The organism is Nocardia sp. NPDC057440 (assembly GCF_042802915.1).
Taxonomy (GTDB): Bacteria; Actinomycetota; Actinomycetes; order Mycobacteriales; family Mycobacteriaceae; genus Nocardia.
The window spans coordinates 419,278-435,647 of sequence record NZ_JBHVDF010000006.1 but is presented as its reverse complement, the minus strand read 5'-3'; the positions used below and the strand labels follow the sequence as shown (position 1 = coordinate 435,647).

Sequence of the window (16,370 nt, the reverse complement as noted above, 5' to 3'; positions counted from 1 at the left end):
CTCGAGCGCTGTCGAGCTAGGCCGGAGAGCCGGGGGGGGGGGGGGGGGGCCCCCCCCCGGGGGGGGGGGGGGGGGCGCGCCCCCCCCCCCCCCCGCGCCGCCGCGCGCGCACCCCCCCCCCCCCCCCCGACTCGTGTGCCGGTGGGATCAGAGACGGGCGGCCAAGCGGGTGCCTTGGTCGATGGCCCGCTTGGCGTCCAGTTCGGCGGCCAGTTCCGCGCCGCCGATCAGGTGCAGGTTGATGCCTGCCGCGCGCAGCGGGTCCTCCAGTTCGCGCACTGATTCCTGGCCCGCGCAGATGATCACATTGTCGACCGGGATCAGTTGCGGGCGTTGGCGTTTCTCGCCGAAGCTGATGTGCAGACCGTTGTCGTCGATGCGCTCGTAGTTCACGCCGCCGACGTGCTCGACGCCCTTGGCCTTCAGCGCGGCGCGGTGTACCCAGCCGGAGGTCTTGCCGAGGTCCTTGCCGAACGGGGTCGACTTGCGTTGCAGCAGTACGACTTCGCGGGCCGCGGGCGCGGGCTTGGGGGTGGTCAGCTGGCCGCGGGCCTGCTCGTCCTCGGAGTCGACGCCCCACTCTTCCTTCCACTCGTCGAGCTTCAGGGCGGGATGGCCTTCGACGGTGAGGAATTCGCTCACGTCGTAGCCGATTCCGCCCGCGCCGATGACCGCGACACGCTTACCGACGGGGCGTTCTTCACGCACCAGTTCGGCGTAGGACAGCACCATCGGATGGTCGACGCCCGGGATGTTCGGAATGCGCGGGCGCACACCGGTGGCCAGTACCACCTCGTCGTAGCGGGCGGTGATGAGCTCCTCGGCGGTGACCCGCTTGTTCAGGTGCACGGTCACACCGGTGACCTCGAGCATCCTGGTGTAGTAGCGGATCGACTCGTTGAACTCTTCCTTGCCCGGGATGCGGCGCGCGATGTCGAACTGGCCGCCGATCTTGTCGTCGGCCTCGAAAAGGTCTACCCGGTGGCCGCGTTCGGCGAGGCTGACCGCGGCCGAGAGCCCGGCCGGTCCCGCGCCGACGACCGCGACGCGTTTGGTGCGCCGGGTCGGTAGCAGCTTCAGCTCGGTTTCGTGGCCCGCGCGCGGGTTCAGCAGGCAGGACACGGTCTTGTGCTGGAAGGCGTGATCCAGGCAGGCCTGGTTGCAGGCGATGCAGGTGTTGATCTCGTCGACCCGGTTGCCCTTGGCCTTGTTCACCCACTCTGGGTCGGTCAGGAAGGGGCGGGCGAGCGAAACCAGTTGGGCGTCACCGCGAGTGAGGATCTCCTCGGCGATCTCGGGCATATTGATCCGGTTGGACGCGCAGACCGGGATGTTCACCCGCTCGGTGATCTTCGCGGTGAACTCGACGAAGGCGGCGCGGGGCACCGAGGTCACGATGGTCGGAACGCGCGCCTCGTGCCAGCCGATATCGGTGTTCAGGATAGTCGCGCCCGCGGCTTCGAGTTCCTGTGCCAGGGCGACGATCTCGTCGAAGGTCTGCCCTTTCTCGACCAGCTCGGCCATGGACAGCCGGAACACGATGATGAAATTCGGGCCGACCGCGGCGCGGGTGCGGCGCACGATCTCCACCGCGATCCTGCGGCGGTTCTCCGGCGAGCCACCCCATTTGTCGGTGCGCTTATTGGTGCGCGGTGCGAGGAACTGATTGATGAAATATCCTTCACCGCCCATGATTTCGCAGCCGTCGTAGCCGGCGAACTGGGCCAGCTTCGCGCAGCGGGCGTAGTCATCGATGGTCTGCTCGACGCCCTTGGCCGAGAGCTTGCGCGGCCGGAACGGGTTGATCGGGGCCTTGATCGAGGACGCTGACACGCTGCCGGGCATATAGGAGTACCGGCCCGCGTGCAGGATCTGGATGGCGATCTTGCCGCCCTCTCGGTGCACGGCCTTGGTGATCGTCCGGTGCCGGTAGGCCTCGGATTTGTTGGTGAGCTTCGCGCCGAAGGGAAGTAGCCAGCCGGTGCGATTCGGGGCGTAGCCGCCGGTGATGATCAGACCGACACCGCCACGGGCGCGTTCGGCGAAGTACGCGGCCAGCTTGTTGGTGTCCCAGGCGCGATCCTCCAGGCCGGTGTGCATCGATCCCATGATCACGCGGTTGCGCAATGTGGTGAAGCCGAGGTCGAGCGGCTCGAACAGGTGGGGGAAAGAACTCATCTGCGAGTCTCACCTTTCTCCGGGTTCCGGGTGCGGGGCTGTCGCACGCGGTTGCAGGGCTTGCAGAACTTCGTCGCACCATTCGACGAACCCCGCCTCGACGCGGATGCCCGCGCGCAGGACGAGGTACTGGTGCAGTGGCGTACCGGAGAGCTGATCCGGTGCGGGAAAGTCTCGTTTCTCGATGAGTCCGAACAGCTCGAGTCGCTGGTTGTGCTGGTCGCGATGCCTGGCGACCTCGTCGCAGAGCGCGCCGATGTCACCGTGCGCGGCGGCGCGGATCTTCACGCCGAGTTCGTTGCGGGGCATGCCGGTATCGCTCGGCGCGGCAATCCATCTGGCCAACTCGGTGCGACCGGCTTCGCTGACCGAGTAGACCTTCTTATCGGGCCTACCCTCCTGGGTCACCGATTCGCCGGTCAGCCAGCCGGATTCCTCCATGCGCTTGAGCACCCGGTAGATCTGCTGGTGGGTGGCGCTCCAGAAGAAGCCGATCGACTTGTCGAATCGGCGCGCCAGCTCATACCCGGAGCCGGCCCGCTCGGTCAGCGATACCAGCAGGGCATGCTCGAGGGCCATGCGGCCAGAATAATCGTTACACGCGGTACTATGCAACTGAGTGCATAGTGGCGTACGGCTTATCGGCAGGTCCATCGACGTGGCTGCCGGCGGCGGCCCGCGGATGCGGGTTGCTATCGCGAATCGTGCCGGGGCGGTCCAGATGTCGGGCGTTGCTCGAGTTGGGCGATGATCGCGGCCCCCATCCAGCGGGTCAGGTATCGCCGCAGATCCTCGTCGCTGCGTGGTGGATTGCCCGGGGAAACGAAGAACGATTGCATTGTTCGCAGGACGTATTCGACAAGCTCGTGTAGCGCCGTGTCGTCGTACCCGTAGCGCTCCCAATCGACGTCGAAACGTCTGATCATGAGCATTCCGAAGCTTTGCGCCTCTTCGGACGTGAGGCTGTCGGGGTGGACGTTCGAATACGTGCTCGAGAGCAGGATGCCGAGATGGGGCGTCCGGTGCACCTCGGTCAGGGTGTAAACCACGCCCTCTGTCATTGCTGCGACCGGGTCTTCGATGCCGCTTACCTGCTGCGCCAGCCGATCGAGAAAACTGTCGACCGACGCGATCGCCGCGGCCCTCATCAGGGCATCGGCGCTGGGGAAGTATCGGTACACCGTCTGGCGGATGACCCCGAGTGACTCCGCGACGTCGGCGATGCTGATCTCCGAACCCGTTCGTCCGATCAGATCGACAGCAGCGGCGACAATTCGACGAGACGCATCTTCATCGTTGTCCGGTGGACTCCCAGCCCATCCGCGCCTTCCTGCCACTGCTCGCTTCCTCGGCTCGAACCGTGTCCGCCGCGTGCGAATTCGACCGCGCGGGAGCCCCATCGACGGTCTCGATCGGGGGTTCGACGGTATCACAGGGGTGTGCCGTCGTCGTTTCCCCAGCTCGGGCCGGTGCCGGCGATTGTTATCATACACATTATCGATTCTGTGTATGATCGCTTCACCATGGCATGGCTTCGGCGAATCCGAGCGGGCCATCAGGTCAGACCACTTCCGACATTCGAGGTATAGCCAAGTGACCGATCTGCAAGTCCGAAAAATGCGGTTCGCATTCGCCGACTACGACGTGCCCTTCGTGTGGAACGAGGAGAATCCGGCCTTCTCATCGATGGCCAATGCGGTGTCGTTCCTGGCCATCGGCTTCGAGAAGATGATCGTCAATATGATTCGCGAGGCCATGCCGCGGATAACCGATCGCGCGATCGCAGAGGAAGCCGACGCGTTCGTGCGTCAGGAGGGACAGCACTCGACCGCCCATCGCCAGCACGCGAATGCGCTGATCAGGCGATTTCCGGGGCTCCAGGAAACTCTCAACGACGTCATCGCGGAATTCGACCGCCTCACCGTGCACACCCCCCTCAACTACCGGCTCGCCTATACCGCCGACCTGGAGGCAACCTTCACTCCGGTGTTCAAGCTCATGCTCGACAACGATTCGTCCCTCTTCCAACCAGGAGACGACCGGGTCGCGTCGCTGTTCATCTGGCACTTCGTCGAGGAAGTCGAACATCGAAGTTCCGCGCTCATCATTTTCGATTCCCTTGTCGGAAGCGACACCTACCGGATGCGTATGGCCCCGTCGATATTCCGGCACGTGATGAAGGTGATCAGGTTGGCCTGCGACGGCTTCAACAAGCATGTCCCGCTGGCGGATCGGCAGATCGACGCACTGGCGATGTTCGCGACGCATCGGCACAAGCAGAAGCTGCGCAAGTGGCTACGGCTGCCCGGGTCGGACAACGGTCCGATGCTGCGCGCCTTCGACCAGCTGCCACTCGGCGAGCAACTCGTCGCGTTGGCCGGCGTCATCCGCAGTCAGTTGCCCAAGCACAACCCGGACCACGAGAAGCTGCCCGCACTCGCCGATGTGTGGTTCGAGCGCTACGACGCCGGATACGACGTCTCGCACTGGTACACCGCGGGTACGCGCGCATCGCGGCAGGCGGACTGATGGCCGATCATTGCGCACCCACCTTCGACCAGCTCGCGAAGGCGCTCGGCTTCTCCTGTGCGGAGGCCGGTGGACTCGTCGAGTTGCGAAACCCGGTGGGGTTGGAGAACTGGACACTTCCGGTCCTCGAGCTCACTATCGTGCTCGGCGCGGTGCTCGCGCTGATATACGCGATAGTGCGCTTGCGTCGGCAGGGTGATCCCACCAACCTGGTGGTCTGGTTCGGTGCGACCGCATACCTGTTCATCATCGAACCGCCGCTGTACTTTCCCGCGGCCTTCGGCATCGACGCACATGTCGACACGATGTTCGCGCACAACGTCTTCACCGTGGAGTTCCTCTGGGGTCGACTCCCGCTGTATATCGTCGCGATCTACCCATTGATGGCCACACTGGCCTTCGAAATAGTCAGAATGCTGGGAGTCTTCCGCCAGTACGGGGTTCTCGTCGGTGCGGTCTGCGTGGGCTTCGTCCACCACGCCTTCTATGAGATCTTCGACCACCTTGGACCGCAACTGCGGTGGTGGGAGTGGTCGACCGAAAACCCGCTCAATCAACCGATGTTCGATTCGGTGCCACTGCCGAGCGTGGTTGTGTTCGCGGCTTTGTGGCCGATGTCGCTCGCGTTCTGTGTCCAGCTGTTCGTCGGTCGCCACGTCGACCATGGCCGTACTTTCTCTGGACCGCAGTTGGTCTGGCGGACAGTTGTCATCGGCGTACTCGGATCTTTGGGTACAGCCGTGTTGCCGATCCCCGCAACGCTTTTCGGCATGGGGAACACCACGTTGCGGGGATTCCTCTACGCGGCCGAACTGGTCGTCGTCACCGTTGTCGCTGTCCCGATTCTCGCCCGCCAGTGGCTGCGGCTACGGCGAGACCAGGTGAATACTCCGTGCTACACGAACAGTTTCGTCCGGATCTACAGCGTGGTGTATCTGTGCGTGATGGCGTTACTCTGGGCGACCGCGTTGCCCGACTTCTTCGGCGCCGTCGACGGTTCGACAAGCGAGGGGGACCCGGTCGGGAATCTCTGGTACACACTGTCGTGCTTCATCATCGCAATACTCTGCGTAGTCGCCATATTCACGGTGCCGCACAGAAAAGTCGACGAGACCGACACGCGTTTCGTCAGCGCGGATGCGGTGACTCACCCGTCATAGCCGCATAATCCTCGGCACTGCGGCAACGCGTGGTGAACAGCCGTACACGTCGGGCGGAATGGGTGCGCATCGGGCGTTCTGATCTCGATGCCCGCCCAACCGGCCGTCGACACGCCCGCGCGAGCGCGGACCGGTCGTCTCGAGTGTTGTCCCGACGCGACGCCGGATCCGCATTAGGCTGCGCGACATGACCGAGGTGGACGCGCGGGCGACTGTCGGGCAGGCAGCCGGGCGCGGGCAAGTGGTGGCGTGGGGATTGTGGGACTGGGGGTCTTCGGCCTTCAACGCGGTGATCCTCACCTTCGTCTTCTCGGTGTATCTCACCGACAAGGTGGGTGACGATCTGCCCGGCGGGATCTCGGCGAGCGCGTGGCTTGGCTGGGCGCTCGGCATCGCGGGCCTGATCGTCGCGGTGACCGCGCCGATCAGCGGGCAGCGCTTCGATGCGACGGCGAAACGTAAACGCTCCCTTGCGGTCCTGACGGCGCTGACGATCCTGGCGATGGCGTTGATGTTCTTCGTGCACGACGACTACCACGATCTGTGGATCGGACTGGTGCTGCTCGGGTTCGGCTCGGCCTTCTTCGAGCTGGCGAATGTTCCGTACAACGCCATGCTGCGCCAGGTGTCCACGCAGGCGACCGTCGGCAGGGTCTCCGGATTCGGCTGGGCTATGGGCTATTTCGGCGGCATCCTGCTCCTGCTGATCTGCTACTTCGGTTTCATCTCCGGTGACGGCGACAGCCGCGGTCTACTCGGCGTGCCCACCGATGACGGACTGAATATCCGGCTGGTCGCGATGCTGGCCGCGGTGTGGTTCGCCGCCTTCTCCCTTCCGGTGCTCTTCGCCGTGCCGGAACTGCCGCGCACCAGCGCCGATCCCGGCGCGGCCAAGGCGGGCTTCTTCGGTTCCTACCGGGTGTTGTGGCGTGATCTGCGCGAGCTGTGGTCCGCCGACCGCCGCACCGTCGGCTTCCTGGTGGCCAGCGCGATTTTCCGGGACGGCCTCGCCGGTGTCTTCACCTTCGGCGCGGTGCTCGCCGTGCGCGTCTACGGCATCGCCGACTCCGATGTGCTCCTGTTCGGCATCGCCGCGAATGTCGTCGCGGCCTTGGGTGCGATCATCGCGGGTCGAGTGGACGACCGCGTCGGCCCGAAGATCGTCATCGTCGTCTCCCTCGGCGCGATGCTTTTCTGCGGACTGGCGCTGGTCATCGTCTCCGGCCCGCTGATGTTCTGGATCTTCGGCCTCCTGCTCACCGTCTTCGTCGGCCCGGCGCAGGCTTCCGCCCGCTCCTTTCTTACCCGGCTTGCCCCGCCCGGCCGCGAGGGCCAGATGTTCGGCCTCTACACCACTACCGGTCGCGCGGTTTCCTTCCTCGCCCCAAGCCTTTTCGGCCTCTTCGTCTGGCTCTTCGATGCCGACCGCGCCGGCATCGCCGGTCTGCTGGTCGTACTCGCCGTCGGTCTCGCCGCTCTGCTGATGGTGCCGGGCCCGGACCGCGCCTCCTAGTCTTTGGTCGGCCACCAAGCGCCCATGCCGAGGGCGATGAGACGGACCTGCCGGACGGTGCGGTCGACGATGAACCGCTGGTCGCGCGGGGTTGCGGCGACGTAGGCGGCGATGCCGTCGGTGACGGTGGCGACCAAGAGGTCGGCGGCGACTTCGAGGTCGTCGGGCGGCCAGGAATCCAGTGCGCGGATGCGGGAGAGGTCGGCGACCAGTTCGCGGACGATCAGTTGCAACTCCATGGCGATGGCCTGGCGCAGCGCCGCCGAGCCGCCGTGGCGCTCGCGCGTGAGGAAGCCGAAGATCTCGCGTTTGGCCGCGACCTGCTCGAAGACGAAGCGCACCGTGTCCGACAGGCTGGCGTCGGGGGTGCGGCGCACCTCGCGCAGTGCGAGGCGCAGTGCTTTGACGCCCTCGTCCACCAGCGCGGCGCCGAGATCCTCCAGCGAGGAGAAGTGGCGGTAGAACGCGGTCGGCACGATCCCCGCCGAGCGGGCGATCTCACGCAGGCTGAGCGCGGCGAACCCGCGTTCGGCGGCCAGGGCGAGAGTGCCGTCCAGTAGGGCCTGGCGGGTTCGCTCCTTGCGTTCGCCTCGGGTCGCTGCCTGCTCGCTCATCACGGTGAGCATACATTCGTTCACCATTCAACCTATCGAGAGATGTAGTTCGGGTCACACGTTTTGCCGGTTGACATCGGACCCCGGTCATCGGTCACACTAGTTGAGTGTACAGACGTGCACTGAAATTTTGGTCGCACGTCCCGAGCCCTGACAAGCAGGGCCCCGGCTCCCGACAAGCAAGGCACGGAGAACCGAATGGTGGATCTCATCAACCTGGTGCAGACCCTGACCACGCCGCACCCCCTCGATCGGTACCTGGAACTCATTCGCCCGACGCTGACAACGCGGGTGATGCGGGCCGAGATCACCCACGTGCGCCGCTCGGTGCTGGGGTCGGTGACGCTGACCCTGCGCCCGACCAGGCAGTGGACCGGGCACGCGCCCGGGCAGTATGTCCAGATCGGCGTGGTGATCGACGGCGTCAGGCACACCCGCTGCTACTCGCCGGTGAACGTGCCCTCGCGCCGTGACCGGCACATCCAGCTCACCGTCAAGGCGCACCCGGACGGCCTGGTTTCGCAGTACCTCTACACCAGGGCGCTGCCGGGAATGGTGGTCGACCTCGCGCCCGCCGCGGGCGTGTTCCAGCTGCCAGAGCCGCGCCCGGAGCGGGTATTGCTGATCAGCGGCGGCAGCGGCATCACGCCGGTGCTCTCGATGCTGCGCACCCTCGCCGACGAGGGTTATCCCGGTGAGGTGGCCTTCCTGCACTACGCGAAATCGCCCGAGGTGCAGCCGCATCGCCAGGAACTGGCGGAGATCGAGCGGGCGCACAAGAACTTCCGCATCGAATCGCGGTATACGAGTTACGGTTCGGGCTACTTCGACTACGACGAGCTGGAGCGGGTCGCGCCGTGGTTCGCCGAAGCGCAGACCTTTGTGTGCGGCCCGCCCGGACTGATGGACGCGGTGCGCAAGATCTTCGAGGCGGAGCAGCTGGCCGACCGGCTGCACACCGAGGAGTTCACCCTGTCGGTCGCCCCAGTGGAGGTGGGCGAGGCTTTCGGCACGGTGAGCTTCGCCGCGAGCGGAGTCAGCGCGCAGAACAACGGCGCGGTGCTGCTCGAGCAGGCCGAAGCGGCCGGTCTGACACCGGAATACGGCTGCCGGATGGGTATCTGCTTCTCCTGTACCGCGGTTCGGCGCACCGGCTGCACTCGCAACGTACGCACCGGCGACACCGACAGCGACCCCGATCAGCCCATCCAGCTGTGCATCAGCGCGCCCGTCGGCGACGTCGAGATCGACATCTGAGCAATTGATTTCACTAGTAAGGGGAGTTGAGCAATGACTATTTTGACCGAAACGAAAGACGGCCCGCTGGTACTGACTCCGGACCAGATCGAGGAGCTCGGCAGGCAGCTCGACGAGCTGCGCGCCGCAGTCGTCGCCGACCTCGGCGATCGCGACCGCGAGTACATCTACTCGATCATCAAGGCGCAGCGCGGCTTCGAGGTCGCCGGCCGTGGCCTGATGTATCTCGGCTTCCTGCCGCCGTTCTGGCTGGCCGCGGTCGCCGCGCTGAGCGTGTCGAAGATCCTGGACAACATGGAGATCGGCCACAACGTCATGCACGGCCAGTACGACTGGATGCGTGAGCCGGATCTGAACTCCCGCGAGTTCGAGTGGGACAACGTCTGCCCCGGCGATCAGTGGCGGCACTCGCACAACTACATGCACCACACCTACACCAACATCCACAACAAGGACCGCGACATCGGTTACGGCATCCTGCGCGTCGACGAGGCACAGCAGTGGAATCCCTTGCGACTGGGCAATCCCCTGTACGCCTTCGGTCTGATGGTCCTTTTCGAGTGGGGCGTGATGGGCCACGACCTCGAAGTCGAGAACATCGTGCGCGGCAAGCGGAAGTGGGCCGATGTCAAAAAGTTGTTGAGCGGCCAGTGGCGCAAAGCGAGCAAGCAGGTGCTCAAGGACTATGTGGTCTTCCCGGCGCTGTCGGGTCCGCTGTTCCTCAGCACGCTCGCCGGGAACGTCACCGCGAATCTGGTTCGCAACGTCTGGTCCTTCTCCATCATCTTCTGCGGCCACTTCCCGACCGGCGTACAAACGTTCACCGAGGAGGAGACGGAGTTCGAGACGCGCGGTGAGTGGTATGTGCGGCAGATGCTCGGCTCGGCCAACATCACCGGTGGTCGGCTGTTCCACATCATGTCCGGCAATCTGTCGCACCAGATCGAACACCACCTCTTCCCGGATCTGCCCGCGAACCGGTATCCGGAGCTGGCTCCGGAAGTGCGGGCGCTGTGCGAGAAGTACGGCCTTCCATACAACACGGGCTCGTTCGGCAAGCAGATCGGATCGGTGTGGGGAAAACTTTTCAAGCTCGCACTGCCGCCGTTCTTGGTCCGGAAGGAGAGCGCGCCCGGTGTTATTGTGATGCGACAACGTCAGCCAACTGAAGTGGACGTGTGAATGATCGGGAAATTCGAAAGCAACAAGGATTTGATCCAGGAATTAACGACTTCCGGTGCGCGGCATGTCGGTAATATTGCGTCGATCATTACCGGCACCGTGCAGGAAGTCACTCGGGAGATCGGTGAATGGATCACCGATGCCATCGAGATGAACGAAGCCGCCGCGGCGGCGCGGCGCGATGCCGAGTCGCCGCACGAGGACGAGTTCGCCGAAGATCTGCTCGATGAGGGCCCCGGCGTTTCCTACGACGCGGCAGGCGGGCCCGCCGCGTTCGTCGAGGCCGAGGTGGTCGAGCCGGGGGTCGAAGACCTCCGGTAGTCACCACACCGGCAGTCGGCGCCGGTGTTCGTTCACGTCGGTGATCAGATCCTTGTAGCCGTCGGCAAGCTCGGCCAACCGGCACCACTGCAGGTGGGCTTCACCGTCCAGCTGCAGTGGGTGCGGGTCGGTTGGTGCTGTGATTCCTAAAGCCTGTTGTGCCGCAATCCATTTCGCGGCCATGCGATCGATGACAGCGCCGAGGGTCTCGGTGTGCAGCGAGGCGCCGGTTCGGTGCTGGATATTGGCGGCCACCCAATGGTCGATGCGGCCGACCAGCTCCGCGCGGCGCCCATCAATGTCCTCGACCAGCTGTGTACACGCCGCGACCCGTCCGCTGGATGCCCCGGGGGCGTGCGCGGCCTGCTGGGCCCGATGCCTGCGTTCATGGCATTCGACCAGTGCGCGCGCCGCGTCCAGCACCCGGTGGTGTCGGCGATTCGGATTGTCGGGCTCGCGGAATGCGCGCAGTAACTCCGACGGTGGTGGCAGCTCTCTGGTTCCGATACGGCCTGCTGCGTATTCGGTAGACATGATGCATACCACCCCTGCGGTAACGATGGCGATTTTCTGGATGCGCCAGGGCCGAGGGGGATTTCGGGGAGGGGCACCCCTCGGCTCCAGCGCAGACCCGCGCCCGGAGCGCCGCCCCCACAGTCCACCAACACGGCAAAGAAACCGGGAAATCCGCGACGATGCGATGAGGAAGACGGCCCGAGAAATCGGGACCCTTTCAGGAAAGCTCGATAGTCGGATCTGCGCAACCATATGGTGTAAAAAGAGAGAACCTGCCTGGAAATTGTTATGGTCCGTTACGGATCGGTCACATGAAGGTGGCATCGATGTCGCGGCGAAATCCGTGAGCGCATGGGCAGCAACCTGTTCCGGCGCGGTAGCTGCGCAGCGCCCTTCCATCGGCTAGCCTCGATGTTCGTGCCTGCCTACGTGTCCTCGCCCGAGTTGACATTCGGCTTCATGTTCGCCCTGGAAGACCCCGAGCGAATTGCGGAGGTCGTGCGCAACCTCATCGTCCGCAAGACCGTGTCGGTGTTTCGACTCGCGCGACTGTCCGACGACGACGGCCCGCCCGAACGGTATGTCGTGAATTGGGCTGCCATTCCGCAGATTTCGATCACCACCATCGCTCCTGAACCGGACGAGATGGCGGCCAACCGCACCATGCTGGTGAATGCCTTCCTCAGCGAGGAGGGCGAAGTGAGCCTGTATTCGGCTACGGGTCAAGCGCCGACCTGACCCGCGCCGACCTGCCCCGGGCACGGTGCGCCCGGGGCGGTCTCCCGTGTGGATGCGGGACGCTCAGCCGACCGGCAGTGGCGCCTCCAGCCGCCCGGAGCGCGCGAGCGCATACAGTCCGCACGCAGATGCCACGCCGATGGCGATCAGTCCGGCCCACGCGAGCGAACTCATGCCCGCGCCGCGCGCCGCGTCCAGAATCGTCCCGGTGCCGAGATTGCCGAGCAGAATTCCGATACCGACGATGGTGTTGTAGCAGCCGTAATGGGTGGCGACCAGACGATCGCCGCACAGCGCGACCACGGTGTCCATCTCGAACGGGAACACCGCCGCCGCACCCACACCAAGCACCGCCGCGGTGACCAGCAGCGCGCCGACGGCAGTCCAGGTTCCGAGTCCGTCGCCCGGCACCAGCAACAGCGGGACGAACGCGGCCGCGAGAATCGCCATACCGAAGACCAGGCTGTGTGGACGACCCCACCGCCGGGTGAACCATCGGGCAATGCGCAGCTGGCCGGCGATCGCGACTACGCCGGACACCACGAATACCGCCGTCATCACCACGGACGCCGAATCCGCACCGACGATGCGGGCGGCCTGCATCGGCAGCGCGAGATAGACCTGGAAGGACAGCACGTAGCAGCCGATCATCGCCAGCGCGAAGAGCAGGAACGGGCGATTGGCCAGCACCACCCGCCAGTCGTCGAGCACCGACGCGGTGGTGGGTTCGGCCCGATGCTGCGGCAACGCGCGCAGCTGGGCAAGGGTGAGCAACCCGAAAACCACCGCCGCGCCCGTCGCGGTCGCCCGGAAATCCAAGGCCATCAACGCCAGACCGGCGATCGGGCCGAACAGGATGCCCGCCTGGTAGAAAATATTGAACACCGCGAACGCCTCGACCCTGCGCTCGGCCGAATCCGCCGCGAGGTAGGCCCGTACCGCGGGGTTGAACAGTGCGCCCGCGAAACCGGTTGCCGCCGAGGCGATCAGCAGCGCGGGCAGCGAATCGGCGACGGCGAGTACCGCGAAACCACCGGTGCGCAGCAGACATCCTGACACGATAAGCGGCTTGTAGCCGAGCCGGTCGGCCAAGGTGCCGCCCACCAGGAACATGCCCTGCTGGGAGAAGTTCCTGATGCCGAGCACCAGTCCGATCGCCCATGCGGCCAGGCCGAGCGGGCCCGCCATATATCCGGCGAGATATGGCATCAGCATGTAGAAGCCGGTGTTGATGGCGAACTGGTTGATCATCAGCATCCGGCTCGGCCGGTTGAAGGACCTGTAGGTGGCGTAAACGCTGGTCACCGGGTGACCTCCGGTGCTGCCTCGCCGGCGGCGCGCGACAGTGCGGCCGGATCGGTGCGCCTGCACGGCTCCGTCGCCGCCGGATCGCCACGTCCTTCGCGATCGCGGGGATCGACGACAGTGGTGCACCGGGTCCACGAGTCGACAACGGCAGCCGCCGGATGGGCGATGGTCGCCGGTTCGCTCGGCGCGGCGATGCCGAGCAGCCCGTTCGCGCGGCAGTACTCGTCGTTGTACACGGTGTCGAAGTAGCGCAACGGACCATCCGGGAAGACCGCGGCTATGCGCACGTCCGGGTCGCTGGTGCGGGCCAGCCAGCCCGCGACGAGCGCGACAGCGCCCACGCTCCAGCCGCCGCTCGCATGATGCGTAGCGGCCAGCGTGCGGCACGCCCACACGGCCTCGGCCGGTGCGACCCAATGGATTTCGTCGAACGCCGGATAGTCGACATTGTCGGGATGGATGCTGGAGCCGAGCCCGCGCATCAGTCGCTGGCCCGCGGGCTGCCCGAATATGGTGGACGCGACGGTGTCGACGCCGATCAGCCGCAGGTGCGGGAAGTATCGGCGCAGCACCCTGGCGATGCCCGCGGAATGACCGCCGGTGCCCACCGAACACACCAGCGCATCGACCCGGCCCAGCTGCGCGACCAATTCCATGGCAAGGGGCGCGTAGGCATCCCGGTTGTCGGGGTTGCGGTATTGGTCCGGGCACCAGGCCCGCGGGTCCTCGGCGAGCAGTGCGGCCACCCGGTCGCGCCGTGCCTGTTGCCAGCCTCCGGTCGGATGCGGTTCGGTGACCATCTCCACGTCGGCGCCGTAGGCGGCCAGCATGTGCCGCATCAGCGGTTCGAGGCCGGGATCGGTGACGAGGCGGACCGGATGCCGGTACTCCATGCCTGCCAGCGCCAGGCCCAAACCAAGTGTGCCGCTGGTGGATTCGATAATGGGCGCGCCCGGCGTCAGGTCGCCGCGCGCGGTCGCGCGCGCCACCATGTGCAAGGCGGTGCGGTCCTTCATGCCGCCGGGATTGGCGCCCTCCAGCTTGGCCCAGAACCCGCGCCCTTCCGGTGCGTGCGCCGAATCGGTTGCGGAAGAGAGTGGTTCGGTGATCCAGAGGACCGGGGTATTGCCGACCATCGTGGCGGGACGTTGGCAGCGATTCGCCGTCGTCAACAGACTCGCCGGACTCGGCAGCGCGGCCGGGTCGGTGGGGAGAGCGGGCTCTAGCAGGTCGTGCGTGCGCACAGCCAGGTGCTGCATGGAATCGTCGATTCTGTTCGGTCGCTGGTGGACAGCGAGCGGGTGTGAGTGCGGGAAAACGCACGAACACCGGCCGGGCCCCGGCAAGCTCCGGCCTGACGCTGGCCGATCAGATTCTGGCGATGCCGATTCGAAGGAGGGTGTCCCTGCCTCGGCAGGCGGGCAGCAGGGATGGCGGTGCGCGGAGCCCGCCGCCGTGGGCGGCGGGCAACGGCAGCACGACTATCAGCGTTGCGGCGAGGACCAGCAGGCCGAGCATCGACGACGCGCCGCGGGGCAGCGTGACGACTATGGCGTCGTTGGACAGATGCTGGTCCGGCGCGGCCGCGTGCTGATGGCGATCGATCCGGAATTGGACCGGCGCGAACGAGGCCACTGACGGATCGGCCGATTCGATATGCGCGTGGTCGCTGCTCGTCTGCGGGAAGAGGTGACATTCCGGCAGCGCCAGCGTCAGTGCCCAGAGGGCGAACGCGAAAGCGATCACCACCCGGGTCCCCGGGAAACGCAGCGCGCTGAACGTCACGTTTCCCGATAGTACAAGCCGCGCCGCGGATGTCACGGGCTGATCTGCCGGTCTCAGCGGGTCGGGCGCACCGCGCAGGCGACGCCGTCCTCCGCGCCGTCGAGCTTGTCCAGCGTGATCGAGTAGCCCTTGTCGGTCCGCCGCAGCGGTGGCTTCCCGATGGCCCACGCTTCGGTGCAGTCTTTGAACGGACGCTGCGGGGTGCTGGTGACGGTCGACGTCGCGGCCGGTCGGGAAGAGGTCGAGTTGCGGCGCTTTTTGCTCTTGCCGCAGCCGCTCATCGACAACACCAGCACGGCGACGAGCAGCGCGCCGATTACGAGCACGACAGGACGAGACTTACGCATTGGATTACCCCCGAGGTAATTGGATTGGACAAACGCCGCCCAGTGTTTCGTGCCGTGGTGTCATGGTGCAACGCGGCGTTGCCACGTGCGGGGACTGTGCGGTGCGCGCACCCGGGTGGGGATTCGTTGGCGTGTCGGTATCCGAACGTGGCTTCGGAGCCTCTCCGGTACGGGACAATCAGGACATTCCGCAACCCGATTCGTTGCGCGTGTCGAAGCACCCGAAGGAGCGTCGATCATGGAACCCGAAAATCCTGTCGATCTGGGTAAGTCCGTCGAACCGGTTCGTATCAGAGGAGATCTCGATCCAGCGCTGTCCCGCTGGATGTGGTTGGTCAAATGGATCCTGGCCATCCCGCATTACATCGTGCTGTTTTTCCTGCACATCGCATGGGCCGTTGTCACCGTGATCGCCTTCTTCGCGATTCTGTTCACCGGCAAATATCCCCGTGGGCTGTTCGACTTCGGTGTCGGCGTGCTCCGCTGGAGCTGGCGGGTGGGGTTCTACGCTTGGTCGCCGCTCGGCACCGACAAATATCCGCCGTTCAGCCTCCAGTCGAACGCGGACTATGCGGCCGATATCGAGGTGGATTATCCGGAGCGACTGCATCGCGGTCTCGTGCTGGTGAAATGGTGGTTGCTCGCCATCCCGCACTACCTGGTGGTTTCGGCATTCGTCGGTGGCGGATACCTGGCCTTCGGTGACGACTACGGCGTCTCCTGGGTCCCTTTGCTGCCGATTATCACGCTGATCGCGGCGGTGGCGCTGCTGTTCACCGCGGTCTATCCGAGGGGCCTGTTCGATTTCGCGATGGGAGTCAACAGGTGGGTGCTGCGGGTGCAGGTGTACACCTCGCTGCTGCGCGACGAATATCCGCCCTTCCGGCTCGACCAAGGTGCGCGGGAACCCGAAAATAACTGA

17 protein-coding genes are annotated in these 16,370 nt (G+C 65.4%); 8 read left to right on the top strand and 9 right to left on the bottom strand.

The annotated features are described in order from the left end of the window. Positions 1-147: 147 nt before the first annotated feature. The 3 genes from ACFU4Z_RS15475 to ACFU4Z_RS15465 all read right to left on the bottom strand — a co-directional run bounded on the left by ACFU4Z_RS15475 (position 148) and on the right by ACFU4Z_RS15465 (position 3,515). Positions 148-2,178, bottom strand: a complete 2,031-nt coding sequence (locus tag ACFU4Z_RS15475) for an FAD-dependent oxidoreductase (protein ID WP_379063226.1) — start codon at positions 2,176-2,178, stop codon at positions 148-150. Between the two features lie 9 nt (positions 2,179-2,187). Beyond that, complete coding sequence (locus ACFU4Z_RS15470) at positions 2,188-2,757, bottom strand: PadR family transcriptional regulator (protein WP_379063224.1); 570 nt, start codon at positions 2,755-2,757, stop codon at positions 2,188-2,190. A 113-nt stretch (positions 2,758-2,870) separates the two neighbouring features. Beyond that, complete coding sequence (locus ACFU4Z_RS15465) at positions 2,871-3,515, bottom strand: TetR/AcrR family transcriptional regulator (protein WP_379063222.1); 645 nt, start codon at positions 3,513-3,515, stop codon at positions 2,871-2,873. A gap of 256 nt (positions 3,516-3,771) precedes the next feature. Between ACFU4Z_RS15465 and ACFU4Z_RS15460 the strand changes: the two genes are divergently transcribed. From ACFU4Z_RS15460 to ACFU4Z_RS15450, 3 genes are all read left to right on the top strand, one after another. Next, complete coding sequence (locus ACFU4Z_RS15460; RefSeq protein ID WP_379063220.1) at positions 3,772-4,707, top strand: metal-dependent hydrolase; 936 nt, start codon at positions 3,772-3,774, stop codon at positions 4,705-4,707. Next, positions 4,707-5,867 (top strand): hypothetical protein, encoded by a 1,161-nt coding sequence (locus tag ACFU4Z_RS15455; protein ID WP_379063218.1) that lies wholly within the window; start codon positions 4,707-4,709, stop codon positions 5,865-5,867. The genes ACFU4Z_RS15460 and ACFU4Z_RS15455 overlap by 1 nt, the downstream gene beginning before the upstream one ends. A 187-nt stretch (positions 5,868-6,054) precedes the next feature. Beyond that, positions 6,055-7,380: an MFS transporter gene (locus ACFU4Z_RS15450; protein WP_379063216.1), complete on the top strand. Its 1,326-nt coding sequence runs from the start codon at positions 6,055-6,057 to the stop codon at positions 7,378-7,380. On the opposite strand, the gene ACFU4Z_RS15445 is transcribed toward ACFU4Z_RS15450, so the two are convergent. Next, the gene (locus tag ACFU4Z_RS15445; RefSeq protein WP_379063214.1) at positions 7,377-7,994 is read right to left on the bottom strand and encodes a TetR family transcriptional regulator; all 618 of its coding nucleotides are present in this window, start codon (positions 7,992-7,994) and stop codon (positions 7,377-7,379) included. The genes ACFU4Z_RS15450 and ACFU4Z_RS15445 overlap by 4 nt on opposite strands. A gap of 198 nt (positions 7,995-8,192) precedes the next feature. On the opposite strand from ACFU4Z_RS15445, the gene ACFU4Z_RS15440 reads away from it, so the two are divergent. From ACFU4Z_RS15440 to ACFU4Z_RS15430, 3 genes are read left to right on the top strand one after another with little or no spacing between them, the layout of a single operon-like run. Further along, complete coding sequence (locus tag ACFU4Z_RS15440) at positions 8,193-9,251, top strand: ferredoxin reductase (RefSeq protein ID WP_379063212.1); 1,059 nt, start codon at positions 8,193-8,195, stop codon at positions 9,249-9,251. A gap of 33 nt (positions 9,252-9,284) precedes the next feature. Beyond that, a complete protein-coding gene (locus ACFU4Z_RS15435) occupies positions 9,285-10,433 on the top strand; it encodes a fatty acid desaturase family protein (protein ID WP_379063210.1) in 1,149 nt (382 codons plus the stop codon). After that, positions 10,434-10,754 carry a hypothetical protein gene (locus tag ACFU4Z_RS15430; RefSeq protein ID WP_379063208.1) on the top strand — a complete coding sequence of 107 codons (321 nt, stop codon included), beginning with the start codon at positions 10,434-10,436 and terminating at the stop codon, positions 10,752-10,754. On the opposite strand, the gene ACFU4Z_RS15425 is transcribed toward ACFU4Z_RS15430, so the two are convergent. Next, positions 10,755-11,288 carry a DUF4254 domain-containing protein gene (locus ACFU4Z_RS15425; protein WP_379063206.1) on the bottom strand — a complete coding sequence of 178 codons (534 nt, stop codon included), beginning with the start codon at positions 11,286-11,288 and terminating at the stop codon, positions 10,755-10,757. Positions 11,289-11,681: 393 nt separating this feature from the next. On the opposite strand from ACFU4Z_RS15425, the gene ACFU4Z_RS15420 reads away from it, so the two are divergent. Beyond that, positions 11,682-12,008 carry a hypothetical protein gene (locus ACFU4Z_RS15420; RefSeq protein WP_379063204.1) on the top strand — a complete coding sequence of 109 codons (327 nt, stop codon included), beginning with the start codon at positions 11,682-11,684 and terminating at the stop codon, positions 12,006-12,008. Positions 12,009-12,071: 63 nt separating this feature from the next. Here the strand turns inward: ACFU4Z_RS15420 and ACFU4Z_RS15415 are convergent, their stop codons facing one another. The 4 genes from ACFU4Z_RS15415 to ACFU4Z_RS15400 form a co-directional block, all read right to left on the bottom strand. Next, complete coding sequence (locus ACFU4Z_RS15415; RefSeq protein WP_379063494.1) at positions 12,072-13,265, bottom strand: MFS transporter; 1,194 nt, start codon at positions 13,263-13,265, stop codon at positions 12,072-12,074. A gap of 44 nt (positions 13,266-13,309) precedes the next feature. Further along, complete coding sequence (locus ACFU4Z_RS15410; protein WP_379063492.1) at positions 13,310-14,452, bottom strand: PLP-dependent cysteine synthase family protein; 1,143 nt, start codon at positions 14,450-14,452, stop codon at positions 13,310-13,312. A 232-nt stretch (positions 14,453-14,684) separates the two neighbouring features. After that, positions 14,685-15,101 (bottom strand): hypothetical protein, encoded by a 417-nt coding sequence (locus ACFU4Z_RS15405; protein WP_379063202.1) that lies wholly within the window; start codon positions 15,099-15,101, stop codon positions 14,685-14,687. A gap of 53 nt (positions 15,102-15,154) precedes the next feature. After that, positions 15,155-15,448, bottom strand: a complete 294-nt coding sequence (locus ACFU4Z_RS15400) for an excalibur calcium-binding domain-containing protein (protein ID WP_379063200.1) — start codon at positions 15,446-15,448, stop codon at positions 15,155-15,157. Positions 15,449-15,686: 238 nt separating this feature from the next. Between ACFU4Z_RS15400 and ACFU4Z_RS15395 the strand changes: the two genes are divergently transcribed. After that, positions 15,687-16,370 carry a DUF4389 domain-containing protein gene (locus ACFU4Z_RS15395; protein ID WP_379063198.1) on the top strand — a complete coding sequence of 228 codons (684 nt, stop codon included), beginning with the start codon at positions 15,687-15,689 and terminating at the stop codon, positions 16,368-16,370.